This is a genomic window from Rhodopseudomonas sp. P2A-2r, from assembly GCF_026015985.1.
In the GTDB taxonomy this organism is placed as follows: Bacteria; Pseudomonadota; Alphaproteobacteria; order Rhizobiales; family Xanthobacteraceae; genus Tardiphaga.
In genome coordinates, this window is the sequence record NZ_CP110389.1 from 3,371,038 (window position 1) to 3,397,194 (window position 26,157).

The following is a 26,157-nucleotide window of genomic DNA, read 5'->3' on the forward strand; positions in this document are numbered from 1 at the left end:
GAACTGTATAACGGAATTCATGCGGCGCTTCTAGGGCGCGCATCGACTGCTGCCCGGGCAGCGCTCCACGTCACACCGCATCGGTCCAGGACGTGAAGATCGCGGCCTGGCCTTGGCGTTGGCCGGCGGCATCGATCAGTTCCCACACCGTGCCACCCTCGATCCAGAAACGCCGGCCGGACTTTGCGATGCGCAGGCCGCGATAGTCGGAGATGAAGCCGTTGCGCGCGACGGCGTCGAGCAGGCGTTGTCGCTCCTCGCGGTTGGGCGCTTCGGCGGACAGGCGCGACGGCAGCGTGATGAAGTCGTGCCACGGATATTCGAAGCAGGCCTGCGCCGTGCGGTTGGCATAGACGAAACGCGGATCGGCGTCGGTGTTGTGCGCCAGCAGCGCGAACGGCGCGTCGTTGTAGAGCCACGCCGCGTCCTGTCCGGGGGCGACAAGTGGCGTGCCGACCGCCCGCGCGTAGCTCGAGGTCAGCAGGGTTACAAAGTCGGGATCGAGAGCTGCGGCAGGCGGCGAAACGGTAGCGATGGTCATGAAGTCCTCGTGGCGATGATCTGGAAGACTTAGCGCTCCCGATCGCTCGCCAACACCCCCGGCAGGTCGGGGCTGTGTAGCCTGAGGCGCAGGTCGGCGTACGGCGCGCGACCGTGCTAGGGTCGGTCATGGCATTCGCACCCGACAGTCCTCTCGGAAAACTGCTGGCCGCGCCGATGCGGCCGGGTCGGCTCGGCTGGATAGGCCTGCGCACGGTGCGACGTGGTGCGGTGCTGACGCCGGAGTCGGCAACGTTGGTGGCCGGCCAGGGCATCGCCGGCGACCACTACGCCACCCGGCATGACGGGCCGCGGCAGGTGACGCTGGTCGCCGCCGAGGATATGGCGGCGATCGGCGCGTTTCTCGGTCGCGACGCCATTGCGCCCGAACTGCTGCGCCGGAACATGGTCACTTCCGGGATCAACCTGACGGCGCTGAAGGATCGGCGCTTCCGCATCGGCGACGTCGTGCTGGAAGCCTCCGGTGATTGCGCGCCGTGCAGCCGCATGGAGCAGGCGCTCGGCCCCGGCGGCTACAACGCCGTGCGCGGCCATGGCGGCATCACCGCGCGGGTGATCGCAGGCGGCGAGATCAGGGTCGGCGATACAGTCGAGCGAATTCCCTAGCGGCGCAGGAACGCGCCGAATGCGCGCGGGCCATTTCCGACCTTGATTTCATCGACCACGACCAGTTTCACGGCATCGATGATGCTGAGCGTGTTGCTCTCCCAGTTGGCCACCACGATGCGCTGCGCGTCGGCGGTTGCGGCTATTCCCTCCGGATAGTCGCCCACGGTGATGCGCTTGACGGGCGCGAGCGAGGCAAGATCGAATACGCTCACCGTGCCGTCATACTGGTCGGTGACAAAGCCGCGGCCCTGGGCCAGGGCAACCGCATAGGGCCGCAGGCCGACGCGGACGCGGCCGATCTCGCGCTGTGCGGCAATATCGATCACCGACACGTCGTTGGAACCGACATTGGCGGTGTAGGCGCGCCGGCCGTCCGCATCGACCGTGACGCCGAACGGGCGCGTGCCGACCTTGATGACGGTGCGTCGTTCCCGCGTCGCAGTATCGATGATCGACACGCTGTCGTCGTCGCGGTCGGCCGACAGCAGCAGGCGTCCATCCGGCGTCAGCGCGAGTCCGGACGGCGACGCACCGACCGCAATGCTGGCGACGATGCGTTGCGCGCGTGGATCGACGACGCGAATGGCGGCGGCGTACCAGTCGGCGACATAGACCACACTGCCATCCGCAGCGGCGGCCACCCCGAGCGGGCCGCCGCCGACTGTGACGCGACCGATCACCTGCCGGGCGGCGGCGTCGATCACCGTCAATGCCTTGCTGTCAGGACTTGTCACATAGGCGAAGCGGCCGTCGACGCTGACGGCGACGCCGGCCGGCTTGCCGCCGATGGCAATGGTGGCCAGCGGCCGGGAGGTCGCGAGGTCGACCACCGTGAGGTCGTCGCTGAGCTGGTTGGTGACGAAGGCTTCCTCGGCCTGCGCGCCGCCGAAGCCCGCGAGCAGAGCGGCGACGAGGGCAGCGACCCGCACCCTCAGCTTCCGCTCTCGACCTTTTTCTTGAGCGCCTCGAGGCCCATGCGATAGAGCCCGCTCACCGCCTTGATGGCGGCTTCGTCGCTCAGTTCCGGCGGCGGTTCGTTGTTGGGATAACCGCGATAGAACGCGCCGCCCCATTCGACCACGCTGCCCTTGCCGTCGGCGCCGGGCGTCACCGTCAGGGTCGACGAATAGTTGGTCACCGGCAGCACCTTCACGTCGACGGCGTTGATCCGGTAGGAATAGGTCAGCTTGTCGGCGTCGAACTTGTAGAGTTCCTCATCGACGGTTGCGCCCGGCGTGAGTGTCAGCCGCCGGGTGGCGCCGATCTCGTTGCCTTTCTCGCCTTCGGTCTTGCTCACCGGCGGCAGCCAGCTCATGTCCTGGAAATTTCCGATCACGGCCCACACCTTGGCGGGCGGCGCATTGATCTCGATGGATTCCCGCACTTTCTGACGGGTCGGACCGTGCGCCGAGGCGGTTCCCACAAAAGCCAGCACCGTCAGCGCAGCCGTCAGCCTTCCTGTCGTTATCCTCATTTTGCGATCCTCACCGTTCTCTTTTTTGGGTCGCGCAACCCGGCGCGACCGGGCGATCCTAGATGATTTGTGAACCACGTCATCCGGAATTCGCGTCGCTGAGGCTGAAGGGGCGTTACGGTCGCAATGGGCGATCCGTAAAATGTGAACAATTGTTCCCGCGGGATTTTCAGGCTTTCAGGCTACCTGAGGGGACACAGAGGGTGCAGTGTTAAAGTTCTGGAAAATAAACTTTGCCGGTGTCCCGGATTACGTGCGTGTCGAGCTCATCGACATGCTGTTCCAGACGCGCGTGCCCCTGGCGATTTCCGGATGCCTGCTGGTCGGAATCTCGCTCCATATGGCAGCTCACTCTGCCAATAGTGGCGTGCTGTATGCGCTGAGTGCGACCGGCGCAGGCCTGACCGTCTTTCGTCTTTTCAGCGAGGTCGCCTACCATCGTCGGAAGCGACGCTGCGCCCTGAGCCTCGCCGAGGCGCTTCGCTGGGAGCAGCTATATACGTGGAGCAGCTTCAGTTTCGCCGGGGTCATCGGCCTGCTCGGCGCGATATCGTTCCTTGGGCCGAATCCTGCACACCAGTTGCTGACCACCGCGCTTGTGTTCGGATATGCCGCCGGCATCGTCTGCCGGATCTCGGTTCGTCCCGCGATCGCTCTGCCGGCGCTCATGCTGGTCGCATTGCCGACGGCTGCGGCGGCGATCTCGCGGCTCGACAGCAATTTCCATTTCTACGGGTTCATTCTTGTCGCCTTTCTGCTGGGAAGCTTCGAGACAGTCAGCTTCATCTACCGGCAGAATGTCGGGCAGATCTCGCTGAAGCACGAATTTGCCATCCTGGCCCGGCAGGACGTGCTGACTGGACTGTCCAACCGGCTCGGCTTTCACGAACGGCTTGCCGTCGCCGCCATGCATGCGCGCGCCAAGGGCGACCTGATAGCCGTCCACAGCGTCGACCTTGACCGCTTCAAGGAAGTGAACGACCGCTACGGCCATGACATGGGCGATGCCCTGTTGCGGGCCGTGGCCGAACGGATCACCGGCATCCTGCGCGAGGGCGATTTCGCCGTCCGCATGGGCGGCGACGAATTCGTGGTGGTGCAGTCGGCGGTCGGAAATCACGAAGAGGCCATGCTGCTCGCCCGCCGCATCATCCGGATGCTGTCCGAACCCTTCGCGCTCGACGGCCATGACGTGTCCGTTGGCGCCAGCATTGGTATTGCCATCGGGCCGCAGGGCGACGATACGGTCGCGCTCACCACGGCCGCGGACAAGGCGCTCTATGCGGCAAAGAGCGCCGGCCGCAACCGGGCCTCCTTCGCGGGCGAGCACGGGATCGATCCGCTGGCGCGGGCAGGGTAGCCTCGCGATCGAAGGTGCCGCCCTTACGCCTGCGGCACTAGCTTGTCCTGCGTCCGGGTATCGAAGTCGCTGGCGTCGTGGCGCTCATGCAGCTGGCTGGCGGGATCGCCGGAGACGCGGTTGACCATGCGGCCGCGCTTCACTCCCGACCTTGCAGCGATAGAAGCGGTCCAGCGCTGCAGGTTCTTGTAGCTCTGCACATCGAGGAAGGTGCCGGCGTCGCCATAGATCAGACCCTGCGCCAGCCCGCCATACCAAGGGAATACCGCGATGTCGGCGATGGTGTAATCGGGCCCCGCGAGATACTCGCTCTCGGCGAGGCGGCGGTCGAGGACGTCCATCTGCCGTTTGGTTTCCATGGCAAAGCGGTCGATGGCATATTCGATCTTGGTCGGCGCATAGGCGTAGAAGTGGCCGAAGCCGCCGCCGAGATAAGGGGCGCTGCCCATCTGCCAAAACAGCCAAGACAGGCATTCGGCGCGGCCTTCCGGCGTGGCCGGGATCAACGCGCCGAATTTTTCCGCCAGATGCAGCAGGATGGCGCCGGATTCGAACACCCGGATCGGCTTCGGACCGCTGCGGTCCATCAGTGCCGGGATCTTGGAGTTCGGATTGACCGCAACAAAGCCCGAACCGAACTGGTTGCCGTCGATCCTGATCAGCCAGGCGTCGTATTCCGCGCCCTTGTGGCCGAGCGCCAGCAGCTCTTCCAGCATGATGGTGATCTTCTGGCCGTTGGGGGTCGCCAGAGAATAAAGTTGCAGCGGATGCTTGCCGACGGGCAATTCCTTCTCATGGGTCGGCCCGGCGATGGGACGGTTGGTGCTGGCGAACTTGCCGCCGTTTTCCTTGTTCCAGGTCCAGACGTGGGGCGGCGTATAGGGGGCGTCGGTCATCGGGCTGGCTCCGGGAGCAGTCGGGTTGGGCGGGGACCCGGAAGGCCGGGCGCTCGTCACACTTAGGCGATACGGGCGGAGGTTGCCAGATGGTGCAAGGGGCCGATGACGCGGGCGTGATCGCGAGGGCGTTCGACGCGGCGCGCTTTTTCATGGTCGCCTCGCCCGGATGTCGCTTGCCCCCGACGCGAGATATCGCCGTCACCGGCGCGAGCCTACGGTTGACGCTCTGCCGCTGCCTTGTAGATTTGTGTCGTTTGCTCCGCCTGCGATGTGCGGGCGGTTGAGGCTCACCCGGGACCGGGCAGGCGCGCGGCCCCCAGGCACGGAGGCTGATGATGGTACACACGTCGATAGTCCGCCTGACGGGCAGCGCGTTCGTCGCGCTGGTGGCGGCAGGGCTGATGGCGCTGGGCGGCAAGGCGATGTCGGCACCGGACAAGTACGCGGTACAGGTGCCGGGCGGCCTCGCCTTCGCAGAGTTCAGGGGCTACGAGGACTGGCAACTGGTCGCCGTCAGCCAGAGCGAGGAAGCGTTCGCCGCGATACTGGCCAATCCCGCGACGATCGAGGCATATCGCAGCGGCGTTCCCGGCAACGGCAAGCCGTTTCCCGACGGCGCAAAAATCGCCAAGATCCACTGGAAGCTGACAAAGAGCGCCGAGGCGCCGGCACCGACCACGGTGCCGGGCGCGCTGCACGATGTGGATTTCATGGTTCGCGACAGCAAGCGATTTCCCGAAGGCGGTTGGGGCTATGCGCAGTTCAACTACGACGCCGCCTCCGACGCATTCGCCCCCGAAGGCAGCGGCAGCGATTGCGGCACCGCCTGCCATACGCTGGTGTCGGCAAAGGACTACGTCTTTACAGCCTACCCGAAGCGATAAGAGGGGCGCGATCGCCTTCGGCCCTGTGGCTCCGCTTCGCGTATCCGCGAGTTGTGTTTGCTAGTTCGCTTTCCGCAGCGCCGCGGTCTGTTTGGCAACTCAAGCGGCATCCGACGAGCATTTGCCGGCGACGCCGCCGGCATGTGGCGCCCCATGGAACCGGATTCAAGCGGGCGGCGTGTCGGTGGCGCGAGCGTTTCGTTTCAGCTTGCGGTGAAGTGTGGCGCGGCTAATTCCGAGTGCCCTGGCGGCGGATGAGACATTGCCGTCGGCTTTTGCCAGCGCGCGATGCAGCACGCCGAGCTCCGCAGCCCCGAGGTCCAGCCCGGCGTCGCCGCCGGCATCGATCAGCAGCGCAACCGGCTTCGGGCTGTCGAGGGTGGCCTGCGTGATCTTGAGCGCCACGCGGGCCGCGCGCGTCGCGCCGGCCAGCAGATCGTCCGAATTCACCGCGAGCAATGCGTTGGCACGCAACACAGGTGCGACAATGATGCGGCAGCGCGGAAACGCGAGCCTGAACAGCTCGGCTTCGATCTGTCTGGCCGCATCGGCGACGAGAACGCCAAGGAGGGCGATGAGAGGATCCTTGAGACCCAAGCGATGGGACGATGCATCGATGGTCGCAACCAGTTTTCCCACGTGGTCGAAGATCGGCGCGGTGGTGCAACTCATCGAGGAGTTGCGCGACAGATAATGCTGATCCCTCAGGATCGTCACGGGGCGCTGCTCGATGATGCAGGTCCCGATCCCGTTTGTACCTTCGCTGCCCTCGGTCCATATCGATCCGGGCCAGAGCCCGACGGCCTTGAAGAATTCGTCGTCAGGAGGCTTGCCGCGTCGGTCAACGATGAAGCCTTGAGAGTCTGAAAGCACAATGCACGCTCCGGCATCGGCAACTGCGTTGGATATTCGATCCAGAACGGGTTGTGCGACGCGGATCAGCAGTTCGAGGGCCTGTTGCACGCGCGCTATTTCGAAGTCGGCCATGCGCAGCGGCGATCTGGAATCGCCGGGATCGAGCTTGTGGTAGCTCAACGAGCGTTTCCACGAAGCCACCAGCGAAGAGTGGGCTTCTCCTTTGGACTCTATTGCTGCCCGAATGTGAGCCGCATGACGATCGACCGAAGAACGGAATGTCATTGAACTCGTCTCAATGGAGTGCGGCGGTTCACGCTTCCTGCTGTCGCCATTCTGTTGATAGGCCCGCTGATTGATTCGACGCAAAACTTAAACGAAACCGGAACTGTTAGTGAATCCCGTATTTCTACGGGATCGCTCGGTGCGCGACATGGTTCCGACGACGCGCAGGCGACGCAGTTGGTATCCAACGACGCGGCATGGACGATTGTCGTTTGAAGTGTAGCAGCCGTGCGACACTGCACGCGCGTCAACCAATGGCGTTAGCAATCATCGAAGGCTTCGCGCCCAACATCGCCCTGCAATCATCGTCACCGGATTCGTCGTTGCGACGATCGTGAAGGGAGTTGCCGGATCGGGTAAGTTTGCTTCGGCGAGCCTGTTGCCCGGTCAGCATAAGGCGTTCCGTTGAGGGGCGCTCAGGGATTTTGTAGGCGAAATGAATTTCCGGATCGCCGGACAACCTAGGAGATATTTCGATGCGTCTATTTTCGTTCGCCGCGATCAAGTCGGTGCAGTTGAAGATTGCCCTGATCGCGGGGCTTTGCCTGGCGCTGACCGGCATCATGCTGATCGGTTTCAGTATCTACTCTGCACGGTCGACCCACCAGTATGTTACCGAGGCGGTTACGCGGTTGGTGGATACCCAGACCAAGGAGAGTCTCCTGAACCGGGCTTTCGGTGAGGCGCAGTCCATCCGCGGCGAACTGGATAGGGCTTTCGACAGTGCGCGCGCGATGGCGCAAGCCTTCGCGGTGCTGGCCGACGATAAAAACAATGGGACTCCCATTGAAGCCCGCCGCGCGCAGCTCAATGCAGTGCTGCGCAACGTGCTGCAGTTGAATCCAATGTTCAACGGAACCTATTCCGCCTGGGAGCCGGACGCGCTGGACGGCAAGGATATGTCGTTCAAGGGACAGAAGCAGGTTGGCTCCGACACTACCGGCCGGTTCTTGCCGTACTGGACGCGAAGCGCCAGCGGTTCGATCGCCATTCAGCCGCTGGTCGAGTACGACAGCAGCGCCTTGCATCCCAACGGCCTGATGAAGGGTGCGTGGTACATCAATCCGCTCGCCACCGGAAAAGAGAATGTACTTGGTCCGCTGCCTTACATTGTGCAGGGCCAGTCGGTGTTCCTCGCCACCATGTCGGTACCGATCGTGGTCGATGGACGCGTGCGCGGGGTTGCCGGCGCGGACTACAATTTGGAGTTCGTGCAGAAGCTGGCGGTAAAGATCAATGCCTCGCTGTTCGGCGGCAAGGGGCAGGTTGCCATCCTCAATGACAGCGGCCTGATCGTTGCGAACAGCGCCAACCCCGGAGTCATCGGCAAGGCCGCCGCAGAGGCCAATCCGCGCTGGAGCGAAAGCCTGGCCGTGGTCCGTCGTGGCGTCGGTACGGTATTGGATGAACCGAACCAGGCCAACGTGGACGTCTATTCGCCGATCAAGATCGGCCTGACCGAGACGCCGTGGTCGGTGCTTATTTCGGTGCCGCGCGATGTGGTGCTGGCATCCGCCCGCAGCCTCGATGTGGAGGTGAACGATCAGGCGCGATCCAGCCTGTTGTGGCAGCTTGGGCTCGGCCTGCTGATCGTTGCCGCCGCGGTATTCTTCATCTCGATGTTTGCGCGCAGCATCGCGCGGCCGACACGGCGTTGCGCGGAATTTGCCAATGGAATTGCCAAGGGTGAATTCAACCAGACCCTCGAGATCCAGCAGGAAGACGAAGTCGGCGTGCTTGCCAGCGCTCTGCGCACCATGCAGGACGACCTGAAGCGCAGTATCGCGCAGCGGGCCGAGGCTCAGGCCCACGCGGATTCAGAGCGTCGGCGGATAATGAACGAGCTGGCTGGCCAGTTCGAAGCCTCGGTCGGCGAGATCGTCGAGACCGTGGCGTCGGCGTCCACCGAACTGGAAGCGTCGGCGACGACGTTGACGGCGACTGCTGTGCGATCGCAGGAACAGGCGATCGTGGTGGCCGCGGCATCCGAGGAGGCATCGACCAATGTGCAGTCGGTCGCGTCGGCCACCGAGGAGATGGCGTCTTCGGTGAACGAGATCAGCCGGCAGGTGCAGGATTCCGCCAAGATGGCCCATGAGGCGGTGGCGCAGGCGCGGGAGACCAATAACCGTGTCGGTGAATTGTCCAGGGCCGCGGCACGCATCGGTGACGTAGTCGAACTGATCAACACCATCGCAGGCCAGACCAATCTGCTGGCGCTGAACGCCACCATCGAGGCGGCGCGCGCGGGCGAAGCCGGCCGCGGCTTTGCCGTGGTGGCGTCGGAGGTCAAGGCGCTGGCCGAGCAGACGGCCAAGGCGACCGGCGAGATCGGACTGCAGATCGCCGGAATTCAGGCTGCGACCGATTCGTCGGTGGTGGCGATCAAGGAGATCAGCGACACGATCGGCCGGATGTCGGAAATCTCGTCGACCATCGCCTCGGCGGTGGAGGAGCAGGGCGCGGCGACGCAGGAAATCTCCCGCAATGTCCAGCAGGCCGCACAGGGCACGATGCAGGTCAGCGCCAATATCGGCGACGTGCAACGTGGCGCCGGCGAGACCGGCTCGGCGTCCTCGCAGGTGCTGTCGGCGGCACAGTCCCTGTCCGGCGAAAGCAACCGGTTGAAGACGGAAGTGAGCCGGTTCCTCAACTCGGTACGGGCGGCCTGAGGGCGTCCCCAACATGCGCAAGGCGTCGGACCATGGTCCGGCGCCGTCGTCACTCAGGCAGCCCCGCGGTTCACCGCGGGGCTGCGCCGATACCGGCGGTCGCGCTACTCGATCTTGATGTTGGCGTCGGTGATCACCTTGCGCCAGCGCACGATCTCGTCGCCGACGAAGGTGCGATACTCCTCCGGGGAACTGCCGACGGCGACGATGCCCTGGTCGTCGAGCTTCTTGCGCAGGTCGGGATCGGCCAGAGCCTTCTTGGCCTCGAGCGAGATGCGGTCGACGATCTCCTTCGGCGTGCCCGCGGGCGCGACGATGCCGGCCCAGGTGCCGGAGACGAAATCCGTCACGCCTTGCTCGGCCATGGTCGGTACGTCGGCCGCCGCGGGAATGCGCTCCTTGGCGGTCACCGCGATGGCCTTGGCATTGCCGGCCCGCACCTGGGACATCAGCGGGCCGATCACGTCGAACATGACGTTGATCTGGCCGCCGACCGTGTCCTGCAGTGCGCCGGACGTGCCCTTGTAGGGAATATGCTGCAGGTTGATGGCTTCGCGGCTCTTCAGCATTTCCATGGTCAGGTGCGCCGCCGAGCCGATGCCCGACGACGCGAAGTTGAGCTGGCCCGGCTTGCTCTTCGCCAGCGCGATCAGCTCTTTCATGTTGTTCGCCGGCAATGAGGGATGCGCGATCAGGATCAGCGGCGCCACCGACATCAGCGAGACGTAAGTGAGATCCTTCATCGTGTCGTAGGGCAGCTTCGGATTGAGCGTCGCATTCACCGCGTGGGCCGCGATCACTGTGCCGATGGTGTAGCCGTCGGGTGCCGCCTTGGCGACGGAATCAGTGCCGATCACCGCGTTGGCGCCGGGTTTGTTCTCGATCACGATGGGCTGGCCCAGCGCCACCGCCATCTTCTCGGACACAAGGCGAGCCATCAGGTCGGTGTAGCCGCCCGGCGTATACGGCACCACCATGCGAGATCGGCCGGTTCGGCCAGCTCTGCGCCTGCGCGCTGCCGGCGCAGGCGAGGAGGACGGCGAGTGCGCCAAGCGCGCGGGGCAGGGATGTCATGCGATCGTTTCCTCGGTGGCGGTGCCTCGTCGCGGTGGCGGGGACACCGCAGCGCCAGCCTCGAGAGATGCACTCGTTATTGTATGAACTGCCTTTGGCGCACCGTCAGCCACTGCGGCCGGAGGTGCGATTCCCGCGCGCAGGCTAGCGCGGATGCCAGCCGGCGGGGAAGGAGGCGAATAGTCGCCGGGCCGCTGCCGTGGGGTGGAATTTGGCGCTAACCGGAGCAGGGCGCATCGCGCGGGGGCAGCGCGCCCGGTGCTCGCCCGGATGTGACTGGCCGCACGCCAGCCGACCGGCTAGGGTCGATTCATGTCGCGCATCATGTGTCTGTTCATTGCCATTTCCCTGTCGCTGTCGTCCGTCGCCGCATCGGCCGCGCCCGCCCACAAGCGGCCGGCGAAGGTCTGGAAGGGCTATGGCTTCCTTCCGGGCTATCGTCAGCCGCTGAACAACGCCGCGCCGTTGTTCAAGCAGGAGGCCTCGGTGCTGCGCAACGCGCGCCGCGATCGGCGCCACTGGTACATCGACCGGACGCCGGGCTATTACCGGTGGTCGGACGGCGAACACTATTATTTCGGCCGGCCCGGCTTCTACCGCGGCCGATACAATGGTGGCAGCTTCGGTCCGTGCTGGACCCAGACCCCGATCGGGCCGGTCTGGACCTGCGGCTGACGATTTTCCTCTAATCCACTTTCGGCTCGCGAATGCCGAGCATGGTCATGCGGGTCCGCACCGCGAGCGGCGAGCGCTTCAAGCGCAGAGCGATCTCGTTGACGCTGCGGCCGGCCAGGAGTTGCCGCCGCAAGTCTTCGTCCTGCGGCGCAGTCCAGACGGCATCGGATTTTTGCTCAGCTTCATCGACGACCGGTCTTCGGGGCATTGGGGGCTTGGCGACGTCCCCTAGTGTAACGGGGCATAGCCGGCATGTCGCGCGGAAGCTGCGCCGACACTCAATCCCGTCCCGCGCTGGCAGATCGCGGCATTGCAAAGTCGCGGATTGCACAACCGGCGGCATCCGGGTCACGCTCGCGGCCTGCGAATCTCGAACTGGAAATAGGCGACATGACTTTAGCGATGGGCTGGGACGAATGGACAAAACACGACGCGGTGGCGCTGGCTGACCGCGTCCGCAAGGGCGATCTGACGCCGGCCGAACTGGCGGCGCAGGCCGCCGCCGGCATTGCCATGATGAATCCCGCGCTCGACGCTGTCGTTGAGGTGTTCGACGACGTGATCGCCGACCCCACAAAGGACGGCATGAATCCAGGCGGCGTGTTTGCCGGCGTGCCGCTGCTGATCAAGGATCTCGGTCCGACGCTGAAGGGGCGGCTGCAGGAATTCGGCTCCATGATCATGCAGGGCAACCGCCCGACGCAGGACAGCTTCCTGACCGGCAAGATCCGCAATGCCGGGCTGAACATCATCGGCCGCAGCACCACGCCGGAATTCGGCGTCTGCAGCTCGGCTGAGAACGCGCTCTATGTCACCCGCAATCCGTGGGACCTCGACTACACCACCTGCGGCTCGTCCGCCGGCACCGCCGCGATGCTGGCGGCCGGCGTGCTGCCGATCTCGCACGGCACCGACGGCGGCGGCTCGATCCGCATTCCCGCCGGCGCCACCGGCAGCATCGGCCTGAAAGTGTCGCGCGGCGTCTATTCGCTGGCGCCCAACCTGTCGGACCTGTCGGGGCTGGTGTCGATCCAGGGCTGTCTCTCGCGCTCCGTGCGCGACACCGCCGCCTTCGTCGATCATTGCCGCGGTGGCGCGCCGGGCGAATTCATGCCGTTCTGGTCGCCGGCGGAATCCTACAGCGATCTCATCACGCGCGACCCCGGCCGTCTGCGCATCGCACTGTCCCATGAGTGGGGCGACTTCCGCGCGCCGCCGCATTTCGTGGCCGAGCTGGAGCGCGTCGGCCGGCTGCTGGAAGGGCTCGGCCATCATGTCGAATGGGTGCTGCCGCCGGTCGATTTCCGTGCTGCCTTCGCAGCCCAGACCACCTGCTACATCAGCAATTTTGCCCAGGTCATCGCCGGTCATCTGGCGCGGCTCGGGCTCGAGCAGCCGCCGGCCGATCTGCTGGAGCCGATCAATATCAGGCTCTGGGAGGCCGGCCTGCACACATCATACAGCGAGCGCGCCAAAATGCAGGCGGTGTTCAACACCACGTCGCGCGCCTTCGGCAATTTCTTCGAGGACTGGGACATCATCCTGACTCCGATCACCGCCAGGCCGACGCCGCCGGTCGGCACATCGGAATATCTCACCACCAGCACCAATCCGTCGGTGCACGACTGGTTCGCCAACCTGTGGCAGAATTTTTCCTATACGCCGCTGGCCAACCTGTGCGGCATTCCCGGCATCTCGCTTCCGCTGGCCGAGCAGGAGAGCGGGCTGCCGCTCGGCATCCAGGCGCAGGCGCGTCAGGCCAATGACGGGCTGCTGCTGCAACTGGCCGCACAGATCGAGCGCGCCATCGACGGCAAGTGGAACGGCGGCCGGCTGCCCGCGCGGCATGTCAGCCGGGGGCATGATTGCCGGCGGCAACATCGATGCTGGAGCAAAAGGCCTGTTGGCCTTTTGCAATCGGCAGACGCATTTCAATGAAGTGTGGTCATGACGTATTGCGCTTCAAGGCTGCATCGCGTGGCACAATTGTTGCTGATCCAAAGGTAGGTGCATAAGCGACGACAACGGATGCGATGACGGATATGTCCAGCGGCCGGCAGGCTCGACAGGTTCATAAGGTCAGAGCAAAATCTCGTCATGCAGTTGCACGTTAAGGATGCCGCGGTGATCTAACCTTCATTTCGAAACACGCTTCAAGAGCAGGGCTGATCAAGATGATTTCAAAGTTGCATTGCCTTCCCATCGTGCGTCGACCGCTCTCGCTCGCATTTGCAGTCGGGCTTCTGTTCGGCGCCGCGGGCGCCGATGCAAAAACATTGACGGTGGTGATGCATTCAAGTCTCCGCCTGCTGGACCCGATCATCACGACGGCGCAGATCACCCGCGACCATGGTTACATGATCTACGATACCCTTCTTGCGATGGACTCGAACATGAAGGTGCGGCCTCAGATGGCCGACTGGAAGGTTTCGGACGATCGTCTGACCTACACGTTCACGCTTCGCGACGGGATGAAATGGCAGGACGGTCCGCCGGTCACGGCCGAGGATTGCGTTGCGTCCCTGAAACGGTGGGGTCAGCGCGACAGCATGGGCCAGATGCTCATGGACATCACGGCTTCGATCGAGGCGACCGACGCCAAGACGATCACCCTGCGCTTGAAGGAACCGTATGCGCAGGTGCTGGAGTCGATTGCGAAGCCGTCCCAAAACGTGCCGTTCATGATGCCCAAACGCCTCGCAGAGACGTCGGCGGACAAGCCTGTCCCGGAACAGATCGGGTCGGGGCCGTTTCGCTTTGTGACCAGCGAATTCCAGCCCGGCGTAAAGGCTGTCTATGAGAAGAACCTCCAATACGTTCCGCGGCAGGAGCCTGCGAGTTGGACCGCTGGCGGCAAAGTGGTGAAAGTCGATCGCGTCGAATGGGTCACGATGCCGGACACACAGACCGCGGTGAATGCCTTGCAGTCCGGAGAAATCGATATGCTGGAAGCGCCGCCGGCGGATCTGCTTCCGGTGCTGCAGGCGGATAGTGACCTCGTGGTGAGTTCGCTGAACGAATTCGGGAGTCTCCCGTACGGCCGCATGAATTTCCTGTATCCGCCGTTCGACAACCCGAAGCTGCGCCGGGCGGCGTTTCTGGCCATCAACCAGAAGGATGTCCTCGACGCCGTGATAGGCAATCCGAAGTATTACAAGCTATGCGGAGCGATTTTCGGTTGCGGCACGCCGCTGGCGTTCGACGGTGGATCGGAAACTCTTGTCCAGGGCAACGGCATGGCCGCGGCCAAGAAGCTTGTCGCGGAAAGCGGCTATGATGGGTCACCTGTCGTCTTGATGGGTGCATCCGATATTCCGGTGCTGATGGCGCAGGCGACCGTGGTCGCCCAATCGCTTCGGACAGCCGGCTTCAAGGTCGAAATCCAGTCGCTGGACTGGCAGACGATCATTGGCCGCCGCGCTGTCCAGCGTCCTCCGAAAGACGGTGGATGGAGCATGTTCTTCTCTGTGTTCGCTGGTGTCGATGTGCTCGACCCGCTCGTCAATGTCGCAATCAACGGCCGCGGTCGCAGCAACGGATGGTTTGGCTGGTACGACGATCCGGGCATGGAGAAGTTGCGTGGCGAATACAGCCGCGCCGTTGCTCTTGACGAGCAGAAGCGCATCGCCCGCGAGATCCAGACACGCGCATACGACCAGGTCGCCTTCATTCCGTTCGGCCGCTTCGACGTGCCATCGGTGTGGCGGAAGTCTATCCGGGGACTTCTTCCGGGAGCGGCCGTGCCGGTGTTCTGGAACGTGGAAAAGGCCGATTGATGCGCCGCCGACCCGTTATCATCGCGCCGATATCCGGGCGCGGCGGCGACGAATTTATCGACAATCCCATCACCGAAAGAGAACGCAATGAGTCCCCGTGAGCTTCTTGATCAACTCCATCCCGACATGATTGCCTGGCGTCAGGATTTCCACGCCCACCCGGAGATCGGCTTTGAAGAAGAGCGCACCAGTCAGCTCGTCGCCGAGCGCCTGGAGCAGTGGGGCGTCGAGGTTCACCGCCATCTCGGCGGCACCGGCGTGGTCGGGGTGATCCGCGGCCGCCACCAGTCGGCCGGCAGCAACCGGGCGATCGGCTTGCGCGCTGACATGGACGCGCTGCCGATGCAGGAAAACAACGGCTTCGCGCATCGCTCGCAGATCGAAGGACGGATGCATGCCTGCGGTCACGACGGCCACACCACGATGCTGCTGGGTGCCGCGAAATATCTGGCCGAGACGCGCAATTTTGCGGGCACCGTGCATCTGATCTTTCAGCCGGCCGAAGAAGGTCTGGCGGGCGCTAAGGCCATGCTGGACGATGGACTGTTCGAGCGCTTTCCGTGCGACGCGGTCTATGCCATTCACAACAGTCCCGACTTGCCGCTCGGAACGGTGAAGGCGCTGACCGGCACGACGATGGCTGCGATCGACTATTTTACAGTCGTGTTGCGCGGCCGCTCCGCACATGCTGCACATCCACACCAGGGCATCGATACGGTGGCGATCGCCGCCCAAGTGATCGGTGCGCTCAACGCGCTGCCCTCGCGGCAGATCAATGCGCTGGAATCGGCCATCGTCAGCATCGGCCAGATCCATGGCGGCACCTCGGATATCGTCATTCCGGAGACGGTCGAGTTGCGCGGCTCGGTGCGGACGCTGAAACCTGAGGTGCGCGACCGGGTCGAGATGCTGTTCCGCCGGACGGTGGCGCTGACCGCGGAAGCGCAAGGCGGCACCGCCGAGATCGACTATCGGCGCGCCTATCCGGCGACCATCAACACGCCGGAGGAAACCGCGCGCGCCGCCGCTTGCGCGGCCGGGGTGCCCGGCGTCTCCCACGTGCTGCGCGAGGAAATCCCGTTCTGGCCGGCGAGGATTTCGCGTTCATGCTGGAGCGGAGCCGCGGAGCCTATCTGATCTTCGGGCAGCGCGGGGCGGACAAAGGAAGCGTGCCGGTTCACAACCCGAATTACGATTTCAACGACGATCTGCTGCCGATCGGCGCGAGCTATCTGGCGGGGCTGGTCGAGCAGGAACTGGGATAACAAGAAGCCCGTCCTGGCTCGGGACGGTACGTCGGCCGGGTCTGCGGGGCATTGCAGTAGGCCGCAGCCGACCCTGCAAAACTACTGCGCTTCCGCCCAGGCCCGGAATTCCTCGGCGGTGGCGTAGGATTTCTGGGCGCCGCGCCGCGTGATCGAATGAGCGGCATAGCGTGCGGCGATGCCGAGTGCCTCGAACACCGGCTCGCCCGCGGCATGGAAATGCGCGAAGGCGGCGATGAAGGCATCGCCGGCGCCGGTGGTATCCACCGGCTTGACCGGGACCGGCGCGATGCGGCGGACGCCGGTCGCCTCGACCAGCAGCGCGCCGCGGCCGCCGAGGGTGACGATCACCGTGCCGATGCCCCGGGCGATCAGGCTGCGGGCCGCCGTCTCGGCCTCATCCTCGTTGCTCACCGGCAGGCCGGACAGGATGGCGAGCTCGGTCTCGTTCGGCACCAGGAAGCTGACATCGGCGATCCCTGCGATATCGAGGTCGGCCGCCGCCGGGGCGGGGTTCAGCACCGTGCCGATGCCGTTGGTCTTGGCCCAGGCGATGGTGTGGTAGACGGTCGCGGTCGGCACTTCCATCTGCAGCAGGATCAGGCTGCAGCCCTGCAGCACGTCGGCAGCGGCATCGACGTCGGCCGGCAACAGGTGGTTGTTGGCGCCCTTGATGATCAGGATCGAGTTCTCGCCGGAGGGATCGACGCAGATCGTCGCGACGCCCGAGGAGACACCGGGCACGCGGGTGACGTGGCTGGCGTCGATGCCGTTAGCGGCGAAGTTGCGCAGAGTGGCGTCGGCGAAATCGTCGTCGCCGACCTTGGAAACCATGGCGACCGAGGAGCCGAGGTGGGCGGCGGCGATCGCCTGGTTGGCGCCCTTGCCGCCATGGCCCATCTCGAAGCTCAGCGCTTCCAGCGTCTCGCCTGGCCGCGGCATCCGCGTCACATAGGTGACGAGATCCATCATGTTGGAGCCGACAACGGCGATCTTCGGAGACATGGTCGTTCCTCGGTTCGGCTTCAGAAGATGCGGCTCTACGTCGTGGTTTCGGCGATGTCGAGATGGGCGAGGCGGAAGTCGAAGCTGGCGGTCCCGCCGGCGTCCAGTTGCCGGACATTGCCCTTGGCGTCCTCGGCCGTATAGCCCTCCGGCGCGCAGGTCGAGGGCGAACCGGCTTTCTTCGGCACGCTCGACCAGGCCACCGGCTGTTCGATCCTGCGGATCGGCAACGGGCTGTCACACGCAACCGTTACGACGAGCAACAGACAGTCCGTTGCAAGTTCCGGCAGTGGCAGCGAACATCTCTGCTCAACGTGCCTCGAAGGAGCCCACATGCGCCTCCCCATCATTGCGCCAGCCGATCTGACCGACGAACAGCGCCCGCTCTATGCCGACATGAAGCAGGGCATCGCGCAGAGCTTTCAGGGCTTCATCAACACCCGCGACGACGGCGCGCTGCTCGGGCCCTGGAACCCGTGGCTGCATGAGCCGAAATTTGGCAAGCCGGTGTGGGAATTGACCAAGGCGATCGCATCCGGGCCGTCGCTGCCGCTGCCGGTGCGCGAAGTCGCCATCCTCGTCACCGGGGCGCATTTCAAATCCGCCTACGAACTCTATGCCCATGTCATCGTCGCCGAAAACCGCGGCCTGTCCGACGAGAAGCTGGCGACCATCGTCGCGGGGCAGCGCCCGACCGACCTCACCCGCCAGGAGGCGGTGGCCTACGACATGGCGCATGCGCTGGTGAACGGCGGCGTGCTGCCCGAACTGACCTATCGCGCGGCGGTGGAGCAATTCGGCGCCCATGGTGCGGCCGAACTGTCCTATCTCGTCGGGCTCTATTGCATGGTGTCGGTGACGTTGAACACCTTTGACGTTCCCGTTCCCGAGGCATGACGTCACGACCTCGATGCCGACGGATTATGGGGCCACGGCCTCGCTCTTGTCGTTCGCGGCCAGCCGCAAAAACTGCTGCTTCATGGCGTTGACCTTTCCGAGATAGCTCGCCACGAGGTGATCGCCGCAGCGCTCACCGGCCATCAGCTGGAAGCCGCGGCGCATGAAGGCGCGGGCGGGGCGGGCGCCGCACAGATGGATGAAGGCCGCGAGGTCCTGCTTCTGTTGCGGGGTCGGCGCGGTGCCCGCGGCTGTGGCGAGCACGCCGGCGACCTGGCGATCGAGATAGATCGACGCCAGTTCGATGGCGTGGCCGGGCAGCGGGCGGAAATACAGGCTCTTGAACCAGCAGTCGTCCACGACCGCGTGGCCGCGGATGCAATAGCGCGAGGCTTCGGCAAAAGCCGGATCGGTCATCTGCAACAACCCGACGGCGCTCGAGGCCGGTCTGTACCATGCGGCCGGATTCCAGCTCCACCGCCAGCGCCAGTAGGTGCGCGTCGCGGGATTGCCGCTGCTCTCGATCTGCGCCAGCGCCGCCAGCAGTTCGGGCGAGATGGCGTCGGTGGAAAATTGGCGGAACGATGCGCCGTAGTTCCGCCAGGTGTCGGCCGGCTGCTTGTCGAGCTTGCGATCGGCGAAGAACAACAGCTCGGTCGGCTTGCGCACCACCTGCCAGGCGAGGTTGGCCAGCGGCAGCATGATCACGAGCGCCGCCACCACGGCAACGATCCGCACCGCTGTTGGCGTCGATGCCCATGTCCGCCGCAGCCATCGCGCGCTGCGGGCGAGCGGACGGCGAAGCCGGTTCCACCCTGTGCGCCTGCGCCGTTTGCGGATGGGAGATCTGGTGTCGCGCGGCGAAGGCATCGGCGAGGTTTAGGCTGCGAATGGAGCGGCGGCAACCGGGTTACGTTTTGTGCGAACCGTCATCATCGCGGCGTTGCCGCGCCGTATGATGGATATAAAGGATCTCGATGGCGTCGCCGGCGACGCGATAGAAGATCACATAGGGATAGCGCCCAAGCGGCGCCGCGCGAACGCCGGACCGGCCGGCGGAGCGGCGCGAGCTTTCCGGAAACCGCGCAATGTACGACACGACGCTGCGGATTCGTTTTTCGACGGCCGGGGCGACCGTCGGGTAATGTGCAGCCAGCCATTCGGCAATCGCCTCGAGATCCCTCAGCGCCTCGTCCGTATAGACGACCTTCATGGACCGCGAAATTTGGCGAACGCCGCCTCGACCTGTTCATCGCTGGCGAAGTGGCCGGCCTCGGCATCGCGCAGGCCGCGGTCGATGCCGGCCAGTTCGTCCGCCGTCGGCTGATAGTCATGGCCGTTGACGCCGGCGTCGAGCTCGCGCGCAAAGGCGGCGAGTTCGTCCTGCACATGGGGCGGCCAGGTTTCGACGCGTTCCAGAATGTCGGCCAGCGGCTTGGTCTTCATGGGGGAATTTATCACGATGTCGCACCGATGTCAGCCTGTCGTCCGGCTCAGCGAAGCGATGCGCGGGACAGGGCTCACCCTGCCGAATCCCGGATGTCTCTCCGTTGACCTCGACTACGCTTGCCGATCCGGCTCCCGCTGCAGCGCGGCCATGTCCTTCCAGTGATAGACGCGCAGCTTCGGCGCGTCGCCGCGCGCCGCGTGCAGCATCGCTCGCGCGATCTCGCCTCCGGTGATGCCGCGGTAGCGATCGGCTGGCCCCAGCAGCAGCGGATTGAGCACGTGCCATGCGGCGATGATCAGCCGCTCGCCCGGCCGGTCTTCAACGCGCTGGCCCATGATCATCGACGGGCGGAAGATATGCGTATGCGCGAAATCCAGTGCGATGATGTCGCGTTCCACCTCGCCCTTGGTCCTCACATAGAACAGGCGGGAGGCGGCATTGGCGCCGACGGCCGTGACCACGAACACCGCCTGCGCGCCGTTCGCTTTGGCGATCTTGGCCGCCAGCACCGGATAATCGTGATCGATCCTGTAATACTCGGCTTCATCGGGCGTGTGCTTGCGCGTGGTGCCAAGCGCGATGAAGATGTCGTCGGCCACCAGTTGGGGGCCAAAGCGGGCAGGGTGGCGAGATCGCCGATCAGCACGGTCAGCCGGGGATGGCTCAGCGGCAGCGGCTTGCGCGCCACGGCGATCACCCGTGCGTAGTCCGGGCTGTCGAGCAGGTCATCAAGCAGATGCGAGCCGATGAAGCCGGTCGATCCGAAGATAAGCGCTGTTGTCATGGGCGGTCTCGCTGGATGGCCGGGGACGACCGGCCGGGCAGCGTCGCATAGTCCCGGGGGCGGAGACAATGCGGCAAGCGGGCGACGCTTGCCGGCCGTTTGCGGTCATCCGCGCGCCGCTGCGGCCGGAAAACAATTCCCGGCCCGTTGTCGGCGCGCCATGCTCCGGATCGTCCTTTGTGCGACTGGGCGCTGCATCGGGCGCGTCCGGCATCGTCTTTCAGCCGGGATCACTCCATGACGTCCATCACGCCCTTCCTCTGGTTCGACAACAAAGTTCCGGACGCCGTCGCCTTCTACACCTCGGTGTTTCCCAACGCCCAGGTGGAGGTGGTCAACGACTTCATGGCGACGTTCGAGCTGGAAGGGCAACGCTTCCACGCCCTCAACGGCGGCCCGCAATACAAATTCACCGAGGCGGTGTCGTTCTTCGTCAGCGTCGAGACCCAGGCGCAGGTGGACTATTTCTGGACCCGGCTGACGGCGGATGGCGGCGAGGAGGGCCGCTGCGGCTGGCTCAAGGACCGGTTCGGCCTGTCCTGGCAGGTGATCCCCGCCGCGCTCGGCACCATGCTGGGACACCCCGACCGCGCGAAGGCCGACCGCGCCATGCAGGCGATGCTGAGCATGCGAAAACTCGTCATCGCCGATCTTGAAGCGGCGTTTGTGGGGTAGGGATGAGTCAGGGCCCGCATGAGCGAAGCGATATGCGGGACCGGGACAGCCAATCGACAACCCGCATGTCGCTTCGCTCGTGCGGGCTACGCTTGCTGCACGGAGCAGGGGCAACCGTGTGCCCGTCCCGTGTCAGCGCCGCCCATCATATGGCGCTCAGTTCTTTCGAGACGCGCTTCAAGGCCTCGAGGCCGTCCGGATCGGCGGGCGCGATTTGGGTATGCATCCTGAAGTCGGCCAATGCCGCTGGCAGACTGCGCTTCATCTCCCACGCCAAGCCGCGGTAGTAATAGGCTTTGGGTTCTTTCGGATCGAGCCGGATCGCCTGGTTGTAGTCCGCGATGGCGCGGTCGAGGTTGCCTTTGTTGCCCCAGGCGCTGCCGCGATTGACGTAAGCGCTCACATCCTTCGGATCGAGCTGGATCGACTGGTTGTAGTCGGCGATGGCGCGGTCGAGGTTGCCCTTGCCGAACCAGGCCCTGCCGCGGCTGTAATACGCGACGGCATCTTTCGGATCGAGCCGGATCGCCCGGTCGAAATCGGCGATGGCGCGGTCGAAGTCGCCTTTGGAGCCCCAGGCGCTGCCGCGATTGGCGTAGGTGCTGCCATTTTTCGGATCGAGCTGGATCGCCTGGTTAAAGTCCGCGAGGGCGCGGTCGAAATCGCCCCTGTGAAACCAGGCATTGCCGCGGTTGTTGTAGGCAGACGCATAGGTCGGATCGATCCGCATCGACTCGCTGAAATCCGCCATGGCACGGGTGAGGTCGCCCTGCGCCGCGAACGCGCTGGCACGACGCGTATGGATACGGGCGAGGCGTCGACCCGTGTATTCGTGGGAGTCGATGGCGCCCGAGCAGCCGGCGACTGCAAGGTCATCCGACAGCTTGACGCAGGACTCCCACTCGTCCGCGGCGACCACGCCCGGCAACCCGGCGAGAACCACCACGGCCATGCCTGCGAACAGCCGGCGTTTTGACAAGTACATTGGCATCGCCGGGGGACTCCGCTTATGGCCGGAGCAGCCGGGGATAACCGACCGCCATTTCCGGACGCTGATTTGTCCGTTGGTCGGGGGCGCCGATCAAATGGTTCAGCGGCGAGGGTGGGACGCGCGGTTTTGGCTTCCGGCGACGCGACTGGCAGCCATCGGCACCGGTAGCCCGGATGAGCGGAGCGATATCCGGGGCCGTACATCCTGTTTCGGTTCTGAACCATCCCAGGCCATCCACGACATATCGAACAATGCTTGATTGCTGCGTGGAGATGCGAACATGAATTCGATTGGATCGGTGATCGGCAGGGGACTGCTTGTGGCTGGTTTGCTGATCTCGGCGGGACCAATGCTGGCGGCGGGGAGCGATGACGGTTTTGCGGCGTTCTGGACGCAATTCAACGCTGCCGTCGGCAGGAGCGACCAGACGGCCGTATCGCAGATGGTCAACTATCCGGTTTTTTACATCGATCAACGGCAAGCGGCCGATTTCCCTGTGATCTGGAAGGGTGCTTTCAAACCGGCGCAGCGGACGTGTCTTGCCAAGCAGAAGCCCGTCATGGACACCCACGACGGCAAGGTCAGTTATGCTACTGGCTGCGGCCACCTCATCTACAGTTTCGGCAAGGATGATGGCGGCTGGAAATTGACGAGTATTGACGAAAACGATTGATCGGACTGGCCTTGGCACCGACCGGCGTCGGCGGGTAATCACCGCGAACTTTGGTATTTTGGGGTCGAGAGGCTCGAGGATCTCAGACACGATCTCGAGCACGGGGACGAGAGCATCGCTTCGATCCTGCAGAGCACCGATCAAGAGACTGAATTTCGCAGGTTTATCGGGGGCTGGCTGCGTGGCAAAGCTGGCGGCCGGTATAGCATCCCTCCCGAGGAAGAGTTGGCTGACGCCAAGCGCCCCGATCTGCGGTTTCGAGGCGCGACGTTCGACGCGCCAGTTCCTGTCGAGCTTAAGGTCGCTGACAATTGGACGGGCCCGCATCTGTTCGAGCGCATGGAGGTGCAACTCGGCGGTGACTATTTGCGCGATACCAGGTCCAGCAGGGGGATTTTTCTCCTCGTTTACATTGGTACAAGGAAACGCTGGGATCTACCTAGCGGCCGCAAGGCCGAGAGTTTTGAGGCCCTGCTCATAGCACTTCGACAGCATTGGTCCTTGATTTCGAGCCAATACCCCAATGTCGAGGATCTGGCGGTCGTCGGCATCGACCTAACCTTGCGCGGCTTGGATACTAAAACGATCAAAGAATCCAGCAAGGCACGAAAGGCCGCTGAGAAGGACAAAAGGGCGGGTTCTAAAAAGCCACGAGGAAAGAGAGGTGCGGTGCGGGCATAACCCGCAAACAAGGCAAACCGAAGCCCGGTGAATGAGTTCAAGGAGTCCTAACGTTCCACACGCGTACTGCGTCAGATACAAGGGCGGCATGAGAATTTTCGTTGCTCAGAGCTCAGATCTCCATGGTGAGATTCGGTCCCATCAGTACGGGTTGACCCTGCTCGCAACATGGCGCGGTACTACAAGATGGACGTACAGCCGACGCTGTTCGGCGAATGGGCGATGGTGAAAGAATGGGGCCGCATCGGACGGGGGGCACCGTTCGTACATCAGTTTATCCAACGGTCTCCGCCGCTGAAGCGGCTTGCGAGAACCAATCACGAAAAAACTCGGCCGGGGATATCGCGCAGCATTGAGATGAACCGATAACGCCGCCTTACCACTGCGGATCACGGACAGGAGATGTGACGACGTTAGGTTGCTTGATCAACACCCACGTTATAGAACGTGTTATCAATAATTTTCATGTTGGGAGCCGGCTAATGTTTGGATCAAGATTGATTTTTGGATTAGCAGCGGCGGCCATGTCGGTGATGATGGTGAGCCCATCCATTGCAGACGACATTTTCAACGACCTGGCGAAATGGCCAGTTTACGATCCTCAACCAGGCCACCCAACCGCTGACGAGGCGAAGGTTTTTGTAGAGAAACTTCGTCCTGTCGCGACCGAGGCTCAGAAGAAGTATGGCATTCCGCGAGCCGGCATCTTGGCAATGGCTGTGCAGGAAAGCGGCTATGGCTGGACACGCACCGGAATTTACGCGCGCAACGCTTTCGGCTGGAAGTACGGGCAATCGGCCAAGGATGCGCACTTGAAATCTTGGCGTTTAGACGGCCAGCCCGCTTCGGACCCTGGCAACCTCTACGCTGCTTTTTCTAGTCACGAAGATTCTATGCGTTTCGTCGCTTCCCAATTGGCCGCGGGCCGCTACCGCGACGCAACAGATGCCAGCAGGGATTCTATAAAGAATAACTCCTCAGAAAGAGAAAGAACACTGGCTTGGCTCGAAGCGATCCAGAAAGCCGGCTACAATCCCAATAAAGGATATCCGGCCCAGGTCATGAAGGCTGGCGATGCCGCAGGGGTCTTCAACGGATGGGTTGCGGCGGCCGACACAGCGGAAAACGTTAAAACGACGGCGACTAACGGATCCGTCTTTGACCAAGCAGATCGAGACAAAGTTCAGTCTTGGCTGCAAAAAGACGATACCGGACGCTACATGATTCACGGAGCTACCTGTAGTTCCGATAAACAAGCCGATTGGCCAGGATATGAAACGTTGCCAAATGGCGCCTTGCAACGATGCCGCTACTCCGTCACATCGTGTGTCGGATTAAAGTCACCAGCAAACCGCCTGATGTGCGAACAACATCGAACTGTCACTGGCACCAAGAGTGCGACGGTCGTTCTTCTTGAGCCGGGTCTTCAACGTTTCGCTACCTGGGTGGCATCGGCATGCGCCGTAGCCGGTGGCAACCGTCAGAAATGCTTGGAGCGCATATACAATGAGGGCGTTGGTGCGAGTAATTGGCAAATCCCCGTTTCCGGCATTGTCTACGAAGATCTTGAACCCAACTTTGTTCAATATGGATATGCCTTTCGAGATGGTATGACCGTGCGGGCTGACGCTGCGTGCGGGTGGCAGAATGGCAGTAAAGGCGAGGCCGCCCCTGGGTTAACCCAAGATGCTGCGTGTAGTCGCGCGCAAGCAGATCCGCAGGGAGTTAGCAATAAGGTCCGACCGATGAGCACTACGCTGACTGATCTGCGTACATGGCGCCCCAATATTGTCGCCAGCCTACCCAATCACTCTGAGGCTTATCCCATACAGGGCGCAGCGGCAGTCGCCTGGCGCAGTTTCGTCCAAAAACGCTAGTGGCGGCTTTCACTTCGGACAGCAATCCGTTCGTGACCGCAAAGGCCGTTGCGCTGCACAATAGCGGCGCGTTCTAGCTGCTAGCTAAATGCAGATGGCAATGTAACAACACGGAAGCCATCCCATAAGTCCGCCTAAGCCTGCATCAGCTCAACACGCTTCTTCCAATAGGTTGCACGGTTAGGTCCGCAGGCTCATGGGACGAAAGGATGCTGAAGATCAGTGCGCGGATCGAAAAGGGATTCGACATCGTCGGAAGTCGCGCGCCCATTAATTGCGAGAATCCGCACTAGTTCGTTCAATTCCGCGGAGCGCTCAGTGACGATCACTTTCGCCCGTTGGAAACTGACGTCGAGTAAACTAGCGATCTTGCGACGGAGGGACGCGTCAATCCGGACCCGCGCTAGCACTTCGGCGGAACGCCTTGATGACAGATAAACAAGATTCTCGCCGAGCCCGAGTGAGACCTCCATCGTAGCCGCAATCAGGGTCGCCTGATGGAGATCGGAACCTTCTTCACCGCCACCTCCATCTGCATGGTTACCGAAGACGACTTGTTCGGCCGCGATGCCCGCAAGAAGGATCGTGATCTGCGCCGAATACGAGGCTCTTCCGCGATTTCGCACCGGATCTCGTTTAAAGTTCGTTCTGCCAGTAGAACCGTCAGGCCCAACTTCCCGGAAGACCTGACAATCTATCAAGCTGCTTCCTGCTTGGCTGCCAAGAGCATATGGT

31 protein-coding genes are annotated in these 26,157 nt (G+C 63.4%); 16 read left to right on the forward strand and 15 right to left on the reverse strand.

The genetic code is table 11. The annotated features are described in order from the left end of the window. Nucleotides 1-70: 70 nt before the first annotated feature. The gene (locus tag ONR75_RS16305) at nt 71-541 is read right to left on the reverse strand and encodes an MEKHLA domain-containing protein (protein WP_265078197.1); all 471 of its coding nucleotides are present in this window, start codon (nt 539-541) and stop codon (nt 71-73) included. A gap of 128 nt (nt 542-669) precedes the next feature. On the opposite strand from ONR75_RS16305, the gene ONR75_RS16310 reads away from it, so the two are divergent. Then, nucleotides 670-1,167 (forward strand): MOSC domain-containing protein, encoded by a 498-nt coding sequence (locus tag ONR75_RS16310; protein WP_265078198.1) that lies wholly within the window; start codon nt 670-672, stop codon nt 1,165-1,167. Here the strand turns inward: ONR75_RS16310 and ONR75_RS16315 are convergent. Together ONR75_RS16315 and ONR75_RS16320 are read right to left on the reverse strand one after the other, a co-directional pair. Further along, nucleotides 1,164-2,105, reverse strand: coding sequence for a cytochrome D1 domain-containing protein (locus ONR75_RS16315; RefSeq protein WP_265083683.1), 942 nt, complete (start codon nt 2,103-2,105; stop codon nt 1,164-1,166). The two genes, ONR75_RS16310 and ONR75_RS16315, sit on opposite strands and share 4 nt — an antisense overlap. Further along, nucleotides 2,102-2,644, reverse strand: a complete 543-nt coding sequence (locus ONR75_RS16320; protein WP_265078199.1) for an SRPBCC family protein — start codon at nt 2,642-2,644, stop codon at nt 2,102-2,104. Before ONR75_RS16320 ends, ONR75_RS16315 begins: the two co-directional genes overlap by 4 nt. Before the next feature lie 253 nt (nt 2,645-2,897). Between ONR75_RS16320 and ONR75_RS16325 the strand changes: the two genes are divergently transcribed. Beyond that, nucleotides 2,898-4,004 (forward strand): GGDEF domain-containing protein, encoded by a 1,107-nt coding sequence (locus ONR75_RS16325; protein ID WP_265078200.1) that lies wholly within the window; start codon nt 2,898-2,900, stop codon nt 4,002-4,004. A 23-nt stretch (nt 4,005-4,027) separates the two neighbouring features. On the opposite strand, the gene yghU is transcribed toward ONR75_RS16325, so the two are convergent. Further along, nucleotides 4,028-4,900, reverse strand: coding sequence for a glutathione-dependent disulfide-bond oxidoreductase (gene yghU, locus ONR75_RS16330; protein ID WP_265078201.1), 873 nt, complete (start codon nt 4,898-4,900; stop codon nt 4,028-4,030). Nucleotides 4,901-5,238: 338 nt separating this feature from the next. On the opposite strand from yghU, the gene ONR75_RS16335 reads away from it, so the two are divergent. Beyond that, complete coding sequence (locus ONR75_RS16335; RefSeq protein ID WP_265083684.1) at nt 5,239-5,787, forward strand: cytochrome P460 family protein; 549 nt, start codon at nt 5,239-5,241, stop codon at nt 5,785-5,787. Between the two features lie 165 nt (nt 5,788-5,952). Here the strand turns inward: ONR75_RS16335 and ONR75_RS16340 are convergent, their stop codons facing one another. Continuing rightward, nucleotides 5,953-6,927, reverse strand: a complete 975-nt coding sequence (locus ONR75_RS16340) for a GAF domain-containing protein (protein WP_265078202.1) — start codon at nt 6,925-6,927, stop codon at nt 5,953-5,955. A gap of 476 nt (nt 6,928-7,403) precedes the next feature. On the opposite strand from ONR75_RS16340, the gene ONR75_RS16345 reads away from it, so the two are divergent. Beyond that, nucleotides 7,404-9,599 carry a methyl-accepting chemotaxis protein gene (locus tag ONR75_RS16345; protein ID WP_265078203.1) on the forward strand — a complete coding sequence of 732 codons (2,196 nt, stop codon included), beginning with the start codon at nt 7,404-7,406 and terminating at the stop codon, nt 9,597-9,599. A 104-nt stretch (nt 9,600-9,703) separates the two neighbouring features. Here the strand turns inward: ONR75_RS16345 and ONR75_RS16350 are convergent, their stop codons facing one another. Beyond that, nucleotides 9,704-10,576 (reverse strand): tripartite tricarboxylate transporter substrate binding protein, encoded by an 873-nt coding sequence (locus tag ONR75_RS16350; protein ID WP_265078204.1) that lies wholly within the window; start codon nt 10,574-10,576, stop codon nt 9,704-9,706. Nucleotides 10,577-10,985: 409 nt separating this feature from the next. On the opposite strand from ONR75_RS16350, the gene ONR75_RS16355 reads away from it, so the two are divergent. Beyond that, nucleotides 10,986-11,348 (forward strand): hypothetical protein, encoded by a 363-nt coding sequence (locus ONR75_RS16355; protein WP_265078205.1) that lies wholly within the window; start codon nt 10,986-10,988, stop codon nt 11,346-11,348. Between the two features lie 10 nt (nt 11,349-11,358). Here the strand turns inward: ONR75_RS16355 and ONR75_RS16360 are convergent, their stop codons facing one another. Beyond that, complete coding sequence (locus tag ONR75_RS16360) at nt 11,359-11,481, reverse strand: hypothetical protein (protein ID WP_265078206.1); 123 nt, start codon at nt 11,479-11,481, stop codon at nt 11,359-11,361. A gap of 257 nt (nt 11,482-11,738) precedes the next feature. Here ONR75_RS16360 and ONR75_RS16365 point away from each other — a divergent pair, with 257 nt between their 5' ends. From ONR75_RS16365 to ONR75_RS32465, 4 genes are all read left to right on the forward strand, one after another. Then, a complete protein-coding gene (locus ONR75_RS16365) occupies nt 11,739-13,286 on the forward strand; it encodes an amidase (protein WP_265078207.1) in 1,548 nt (515 codons plus the stop codon). A gap of 236 nt (nt 13,287-13,522) precedes the next feature. Beyond that, a complete protein-coding gene (locus ONR75_RS16370) occupies nt 13,523-15,124 on the forward strand; it encodes an ABC transporter substrate-binding protein (RefSeq protein ID WP_413776348.1) in 1,602 nt (533 codons plus the stop codon). Nucleotides 15,125-15,211: 87 nt separating this feature from the next. Then, complete coding sequence (locus ONR75_RS16375; RefSeq protein ID WP_320109621.1) at nt 15,212-16,261, forward strand: amidohydrolase; 1,050 nt, start codon at nt 15,212-15,214, stop codon at nt 16,259-16,261. Then, nucleotides 16,231-16,389: a hypothetical protein gene (locus ONR75_RS32465; RefSeq protein WP_320109622.1), complete on the forward strand. Its 159-nt coding sequence runs from the start codon at nt 16,231-16,233 to the stop codon at nt 16,387-16,389. The genes ONR75_RS16375 and ONR75_RS32465 overlap by 31 nt, the downstream gene beginning before the upstream one ends. An 81-nt stretch (nt 16,390-16,470) precedes the next feature. Here ONR75_RS32465 and rbsK read toward each other — a convergent pair whose 3' ends face one another. Continuing rightward, nucleotides 16,471-17,394, reverse strand: coding sequence for a ribokinase (rbsK, locus tag ONR75_RS16380; protein WP_265078208.1), 924 nt, complete (start codon nt 17,392-17,394; stop codon nt 16,471-16,473). Nucleotides 17,395-17,429: 35 nt separating this feature from the next. Further along, a complete protein-coding gene (locus ONR75_RS16385; RefSeq protein ID WP_265078209.1) occupies nt 17,430-17,657 on the reverse strand; it encodes a hypothetical protein in 228 nt (75 codons plus the stop codon). 70 nt (nt 17,658-17,727) lie between these two features. Here ONR75_RS16385 and ONR75_RS16390 point away from each other — a divergent pair, with 70 nt between their 5' ends. Then, complete coding sequence (locus ONR75_RS16390; protein WP_265078210.1) at nt 17,728-18,291, forward strand: carboxymuconolactone decarboxylase family protein; 564 nt, start codon at nt 17,728-17,730, stop codon at nt 18,289-18,291. A 24-nt stretch (nt 18,292-18,315) separates the two neighbouring features. On the opposite strand, the gene ONR75_RS16395 is transcribed toward ONR75_RS16390, so the two are convergent. Next, nucleotides 18,316-19,011 (reverse strand): transglycosylase SLT domain-containing protein, encoded by a 696-nt coding sequence (locus ONR75_RS16395; protein WP_265083686.1) that lies wholly within the window; start codon nt 19,009-19,011, stop codon nt 18,316-18,318. On the opposite strand from ONR75_RS16395, the gene ONR75_RS16400 reads away from it, so the two are divergent. Then, nucleotides 18,992-19,174, forward strand: coding sequence for a hypothetical protein (locus ONR75_RS16400; RefSeq protein ID WP_265078211.1), 183 nt, complete (start codon nt 18,992-18,994; stop codon nt 19,172-19,174). The two genes, ONR75_RS16395 and ONR75_RS16400, sit on opposite strands and share 20 nt — an antisense overlap. A gap of 27 nt (nt 19,175-19,201) precedes the next feature. On the opposite strand, the gene ONR75_RS16405 is transcribed toward ONR75_RS16400, so the two are convergent. From ONR75_RS16405 to ONR75_RS16415, 3 genes are all read right to left on the reverse strand, one after another. Further along, on the reverse strand, nt 19,202-19,504 hold the full coding sequence (locus ONR75_RS16405) for a type II toxin-antitoxin system RelE/ParE family toxin (protein WP_265078212.1): 303 nt from the start codon (nt 19,502-19,504) through the stop codon (nt 19,202-19,204). Beyond that, nucleotides 19,501-19,737, reverse strand: coding sequence for a hypothetical protein (locus ONR75_RS16410; protein WP_265078213.1), 237 nt, complete (start codon nt 19,735-19,737; stop codon nt 19,501-19,503). The genes ONR75_RS16405 and ONR75_RS16410 overlap by 4 nt, the downstream gene beginning before the upstream one ends. A 114-nt stretch (nt 19,738-19,851) precedes the next feature. Beyond that, nucleotides 19,852-20,340, reverse strand: a complete 489-nt coding sequence (locus tag ONR75_RS16415; protein WP_265078214.1) for an oxidoreductase — start codon at nt 20,338-20,340, stop codon at nt 19,852-19,854. Nucleotides 20,341-20,762: 422 nt separating this feature from the next. Between ONR75_RS16415 and ONR75_RS16420 the strand changes: the two genes are divergently transcribed. Then, the gene (locus ONR75_RS16420) at nt 20,763-21,200 is read left to right on the forward strand and encodes a VOC family protein (RefSeq protein ID WP_265078215.1); all 438 of its coding nucleotides are present in this window, start codon (nt 20,763-20,765) and stop codon (nt 21,198-21,200) included. Nucleotides 21,201-21,345: 145 nt separating this feature from the next. Here the strand turns inward: ONR75_RS16420 and ONR75_RS16425 are convergent, their stop codons facing one another. Next, entirely contained in the window at nt 21,346-22,185 is an 840-nt protein-coding gene (locus ONR75_RS16425; RefSeq protein WP_265078216.1) for a tetratricopeptide repeat protein, read from the reverse strand. 286 nt (nt 22,186-22,471) lie between these two features. On the opposite strand from ONR75_RS16425, the gene ONR75_RS16430 reads away from it, so the two are divergent. From ONR75_RS16430 to ONR75_RS16445, 4 genes are all read left to right on the forward strand, one after another. Then, the gene (locus ONR75_RS16430; RefSeq protein ID WP_265078217.1) at nt 22,472-22,864 is read left to right on the forward strand and encodes a hypothetical protein; all 393 of its coding nucleotides are present in this window, start codon (nt 22,472-22,474) and stop codon (nt 22,862-22,864) included. A gap of 225 nt (nt 22,865-23,089) precedes the next feature. Beyond that, on the forward strand, nt 23,090-23,545 hold the full coding sequence (locus ONR75_RS16435) for a hypothetical protein (RefSeq protein WP_265078218.1): 456 nt from the start codon (nt 23,090-23,092) through the stop codon (nt 23,543-23,545). Nucleotides 23,546-23,731: 186 nt separating this feature from the next. Further along, the gene (locus tag ONR75_RS32470) at nt 23,732-23,914 is read left to right on the forward strand and encodes a hypothetical protein (RefSeq protein WP_320109748.1); all 183 of its coding nucleotides are present in this window, start codon (nt 23,732-23,734) and stop codon (nt 23,912-23,914) included. A gap of 53 nt (nt 23,915-23,967) precedes the next feature. Continuing rightward, on the forward strand, nt 23,968-25,422 hold the full coding sequence (locus ONR75_RS16445; RefSeq protein WP_265078219.1) for a glucosaminidase domain-containing protein: 1,455 nt from the start codon (nt 23,968-23,970) through the stop codon (nt 25,420-25,422). A 194-nt stretch (nt 25,423-25,616) separates the two neighbouring features. On the opposite strand, the gene ONR75_RS16450 is transcribed toward ONR75_RS16445, so the two are convergent. Continuing rightward, entirely contained in the window at nt 25,617-26,048 is a 432-nt protein-coding gene (locus tag ONR75_RS16450; RefSeq protein ID WP_265078220.1) for a hypothetical protein, read from the reverse strand. Nucleotides 26,049-26,157: the final 109 nt, after the last annotated feature.

Bases quoted from the DNA above. Each gene is read 5' to 3' on its own strand.
- ONR75_RS16310 (WP_265078198.1), top strand. From the start codon at position 670: ATGGCATTCGCACCCGACAGTCCTCTCGGAAAACTGCTGGCCGCGCCG.
- ONR75_RS16305 (WP_265078197.1), bottom strand. From the start codon at position 541: ATGACCATCGCTACCGTTTCGCCGCCTGCCGCAGCTCTCGATCCCGAC.
- ONR75_RS16390 (WP_265078210.1), top strand. From the start codon at position 17,728: ATGCGCCTCCCCATCATTGCGCCAGCCGATCTGACCGACGAACAGCGC.
- ONR75_RS16425 (WP_265078216.1), bottom strand. From the start codon at position 22,185: ATGTACTTGTCAAAACGCCGGCTGTTCGCAGGCATGGCCGTGGTGGTT.
- ONR75_RS16430 (WP_265078217.1), top strand. From the start codon at position 22,472: ATGAATTCGATTGGATCGGTGATCGGCAGGGGACTGCTTGTGGCTGGT.
- ONR75_RS16345 (WP_265078203.1), top strand. From the start codon at position 7,404: ATGCGTCTATTTTCGTTCGCCGCGATCAAGTCGGTGCAGTTGAAGATT.
- ONR75_RS16320 (WP_265078199.1), bottom strand. From the start codon at position 2,644: ATGAGGATAACGACAGGAAGGCTGACGGCTGCGCTGACGGTGCTGGCT.
- ONR75_RS16340 (WP_265078202.1), bottom strand. From the start codon at position 6,927: ATGACATTCCGTTCTTCGGTCGATCGTCATGCGGCTCACATTCGGGCA.
- ONR75_RS32465 (WP_320109622.1), top strand. From the start codon at position 16,231: ATGCTGGAGCGGAGCCGCGGAGCCTATCTGATCTTCGGGCAGCGCGGG.
- ONR75_RS16420 (WP_265078215.1), top strand. From the start codon at position 20,763: ATGACGTCCATCACGCCCTTCCTCTGGTTCGACAACAAAGTTCCGGAC.
- ONR75_RS16400 (WP_265078211.1), top strand. From the start codon at position 18,992: ATGATCACGAGCGCCGCCACCACGGCAACGATCCGCACCGCTGTTGGC.
- ONR75_RS16355 (WP_265078205.1), top strand. From the start codon at position 10,986: ATGTCGCGCATCATGTGTCTGTTCATTGCCATTTCCCTGTCGCTGTCG.
- ONR75_RS16375 (WP_320109621.1), top strand. From the start codon at position 15,212: ATGAGTCCCCGTGAGCTTCTTGATCAACTCCATCCCGACATGATTGCC.
- ONR75_RS16370 (WP_413776348.1), top strand. From the start codon at position 13,523: ATGATTTCAAAGTTGCATTGCCTTCCCATCGTGCGTCGACCGCTCTCG.
- ONR75_RS32470 (WP_320109748.1), top strand. From the start codon at position 23,732: ATGGACGTACAGCCGACGCTGTTCGGCGAATGGGCGATGGTGAAAGAA.
- yghU (WP_265078201.1), bottom strand. From the start codon at position 4,900: ATGACCGACGCCCCCTATACGCCGCCCCACGTCTGGACCTGGAACAAG.
- ONR75_RS16350 (WP_265078204.1), bottom strand. From the start codon at position 10,576: ATGGTGGTGCCGTATACGCCGGGCGGCTACACCGACCTGATGGCTCGC.
- ONR75_RS16335 (WP_265083684.1), top strand. From the start codon at position 5,239: ATGGTACACACGTCGATAGTCCGCCTGACGGGCAGCGCGTTCGTCGCG.
- ONR75_RS16405 (WP_265078212.1), bottom strand. From the start codon at position 19,504: ATGAAGGTCGTCTATACGGACGAGGCGCTGAGGGATCTCGAGGCGATT.
- ONR75_RS16410 (WP_265078213.1), bottom strand. From the start codon at position 19,737: ATGAAGACCAAGCCGCTGGCCGACATTCTGGAACGCGTCGAAACCTGG.
- ONR75_RS16365 (WP_265078207.1), top strand. From the start codon at position 11,739: ATGACTTTAGCGATGGGCTGGGACGAATGGACAAAACACGACGCGGTG.
- rbsK (WP_265078208.1), bottom strand. From the start codon at position 17,394: ATGTCTCCGAAGATCGCCGTTGTCGGCTCCAACATGATGGATCTCGTC.